Source organism: Actinomycetota bacterium, from assembly GCA_005888325.1.
Taxonomy (GTDB): Bacteria; Actinomycetota; Acidimicrobiia; order Acidimicrobiales; family AC-14; genus AC-14.
Genome location: VAWU01000018.1, coordinates 97,175 through 100,550, shown reverse-complemented (window position 1 = coordinate 100,550; position 3,376 = coordinate 97,175). Strand labels below are relative to the sequence as shown.

General features: G+C 69.7%; 2 protein-coding genes and 2 pseudogenes (2 of these 4 cut by a window edge). All 4 read left to right on the top strand.

Annotation, left to right across the window (positions count from 1 at the left end):
- Nucleotides 1–436 (top strand): annotated as a pseudogene (locus tag E6G06_05190) (DUF2662 domain-containing protein) (it extends 674 nt beyond the left edge of the window).
- Between the two features lie 13 nt (nt 437–449).
- Complete coding sequence (locus tag E6G06_05185) at nt 450–1,688, top strand: Stp1/IreP family PP2C-type Ser/Thr phosphatase (protein ID TML92778.1); 1,239 nt, start codon at nt 450–452, stop codon at nt 1,686–1,688.
- Nucleotides 1,685–3,004 (top strand): FtsW/RodA/SpoVE family cell cycle protein, encoded by a 1,320-nt coding sequence (locus tag E6G06_05180; protein ID TML92777.1) that lies wholly within the window; start codon nt 1,685–1,687, stop codon nt 3,002–3,004. Before E6G06_05185 ends, E6G06_05180 begins: the two co-directional genes overlap by 4 nt.
- Nucleotides 3,001–3,376, top strand: a pseudogene (locus tag E6G06_05175) (hypothetical protein) (it continues 116 nt past the right edge of the window). The gene E6G06_05180 and the pseudogene E6G06_05175 overlap by 4 nt, the downstream one beginning before the upstream one ends.

Genomic DNA, 3,376 nt, shown 5'->3' with positions numbered 1-3,376 from the left:
CCTTGCCCTTCTGTACCTCTTCCTGCTGCGCGTGGTCCGTGCGGTCTGGGCCGAGGTGGCCGGACCGCGCGCCGCCCGACCTGCGCCCGGGGCCGCCGCCACGACCACGCCCGCACGCGCCCGGCGCGACCGCGGTTCGGCGAAGGGTGCGACGCGCCTCAAGGTGGTCGAGCCCGTCGAGCAGAGTGGGCGGGCCTATGACCTGGCCGACGAGCTCACCGTGGGCCGCGCCGCGGGCTGCCAGATCACTCTCGACGACACCTACGCGAGCCAGCTCCACGCGCGGATCTTCCGCAAGGACGGCCAGCTGTTCGTCGAGGACCTCGGCTCGACCAACGGCACCTACCTCAACCGCAAGAAGGTCACCGCGCCCGTTGCCATACGCAAGGGCGACCGGTTGCAGGTCGGCAAGACGGTGATGGAGCTCAGCCGTTGAGGAAACCGCGCGCTTGATCACGTTGACGGCCGGAGCCGCCACCGACGTTGGCCTGGTGCGCGACGTCAACGAGGACCGCTACCTCGTCGCCGACGGGGTCTACGCGGTCTGCGACGGGCTCGGAGGTCACCAGGCGGGTGAGGTGGCGTCGGAGACCGCGGCCCACACGCTCGAGACCACGTTCGACGCGCCCACTGTCGACCGCCTCATCGAGGCCGTCGAGGCGGCCAACCGCGCCATCTGGGAGCTCGCGCAGGACCAGCCCGACAAACGGGGCATGGGCACCACGATCACCGCCGTGGCTGTCGTCGAGCAGGACGGCGAGGACCTGCTCGCGCTCGTGAACGTGGGCGATTCGCGCGGCTACCTGCTGCGCGACGGTGAGCTCACGCAGCTCACCGAGGACCACAGCCTCGTGGCCGAGATGGAGCGGGACGGACGGCTCACCCACGAGGAGGCCCGCGTCCATCCGCAACGAGCGGTGATCACGCGTGCCCTCGGCCTCGAGCCCGACGTCGAGATCGACCACCTCGAGCTGCTCCCCTACCGCGGCGACCGCCTGCTGCTGTGCAGCGACGGCCTCACCAACGAGGTCGCCGACGACCAGATCGGCTCCACCCTGCGCCGGCTGGCCGACGCGAACGAGGCGGCCAAGGACCTCGTCACGCAGGCCCGCGCCAACGGCGGGAACGACAACATCACCGCGGTCGTGATCGACATCACCGACGACGAGGGCCGGGCCGAGGCAGCCTCAGCCGCGCTGGCGGGCTCGGGTTCGGGAACGGGCGAGCACACCGCGGTGATCGACGCCGCGCCGCGCCGGAGGCGTGGACGCGCGCAACGAGCACGAGAGCGCCGTCCCGCCGAGCCGCGGCCTCGGCGCTTCACCTGGCGCGTCGCGGTCTTCCTGCTGCTCTTCATCGGTGTGCTCGCGAGCGCGGGTGCCGCGGTCAACTGGTATGCGCGCCATACGTTCTACGTGGGTCTCGAGGGAAACCAGGTGGTGATCTTCCGTGGCCGACCCGGTGGTCTCCTGTGGTTCGAGCCGACGCTCGAGAAGCGCACGCCGCTGACCACCGACGAGGTCGTCGAGGCGCGTCTTCCCGACCTCCGCAAAGGCAAGTCGCAGTCGTCGCTCGCTGACGCGGATCGCTACGTGAACAACCTCGAGCAGGAGGCGAAGGCCGCACAGGCGGCGCGCACGGCGAGCACCACCACCACGACCACGACGGTGGTGCCGGGCTCGCCATGATGCGGGTGGTGCGACGCAACACCGAGCTGGGGCTCATCCTGCTCGCCGCGGTCATCACGGGCGGCGCCTACGTGCTCGCCAGCCTGGGTCGCACCGCCACGCTCCCCGCGGACGTGGTGCCCTTTCTCGGTGTGGTGCTCGCACTGTTGGGGGTCGCCCACGTGGCCACCCGACGTCTGGCGCCGGCCGCGGACGGCATGTTGCTCCCACTCGCCGCGCTGCTGAACGGCATCGGCTACGTCTTCATCGCCCGCCTCGACCACGACCTCGCGGCCCTCCAGTCGTTGTGGACCGCCGTGGGCGTCTTCGCGTTCGTGCTCACCCTGTTGATCGTGCGCCGGGCGCGCGACCTCGAGCGCTACCGCTACACGCTGGCCCTGGTCGGCGTCGCGCTCCTCATGCTCCCGCTCGTGCCCGGCATCGGGCAGAACATCCACGGGAACCGCATCTGGGTGCGGGTGGGCGGCGCCAGCTTCCAACCCGGGGAGCTGGCCAAGATCGTCCTGGCCGTGTTCTTCGCGTCATACCTCGTCGACAAGCAGGCACTTCTCTCGCAGACCCGACGTTTCTTCGGGTTGATGCTGCCGCAGCTCAGCCTCAAGCACCTCGGGCCCATCCTCCTCGCATGGGCCGTGTCGCTCGTCGTCATGCTGGCCGAAAAGGACCTCGGGTCCTCACTTCTGTTCTTCGCCCTGTTCGTGGCCATGCTCTGGGTCGCGACCGCGCGCGCGGCATACCTCGGCCTGGGCGGGCTCCTGTTCGGGGCGGGCTCATTCCTCGCGTGGGAGACCTTCGGTCACGTGCAGGACCGGGTGCGGATCTGGATCAACCCGTGGCCGTACGACCAGGGCTTCCAGCTCGTGCAGGCCATGTTCGCCCTCGCCGCCGGTGGTCTGAGCGGCACCGGGATCTCACTCGGCAACCCGCAGCGGATCCCCGTGGTCACCACCGACTTCATCTTCGCCGCCATCGGCGAGGAGCTCGGCCTGTTCGGCACCACCGCGGTGCTTGCCGCCATCCTCCTCATGGTCGGTGCGGGACTGCGCATCGCGCTGCGCGCCGACTCGGGGTTCGAGAAGCTGCTGGCCGTCGGCCTGACGACCATCCTCGGGGTGCAGAGCTTCATCATCATCGGCGGCGTCATCCGGGTGGTGCCGCTCACGGGTGTGACGCTGCCGTTCGTCTCCTACGGCGGCTCCTCGCTCGTGGCCAACTACATCCTCCTCGCCCTGTTGCTGCGCATCAGCAACGACAGCGCCGAGCGACAGGCTGCAGTCGTCGTCGCCGACGAGACCCGCGTGCAGCAACGCGGATGAACAAGCAGATCCGCGGCCTGGGTGTGGTCCTCATCGCGTTGTTCCTCGTGCTGTTCGGGTTCCTCAACTACTGGCAGATCTTCGGCGCCGACGGCCTGAACAACCACCCGGCCAACACGCGTGCCGTCGTCCGCGACTTCACGCGGGCACGCGGCGCCATCCAAACAGCCGACGGTGTGGTGCTCGCCCGGTCGGTCGACTCCAACGACGACTTCAAGCTCCAGCGCGAGTACCCCGAGGGCGCGCTGTTCGGGCCCATCACCGGGTACTTCTCGTTCTCCTTCGGCACCGACGGCGTGGAGCGGACCTACAACGCCCTGCTCACCGGACGCGGCCAGAAGCTCGAGCTCCGCCGCTTGGGCGACATCCTCC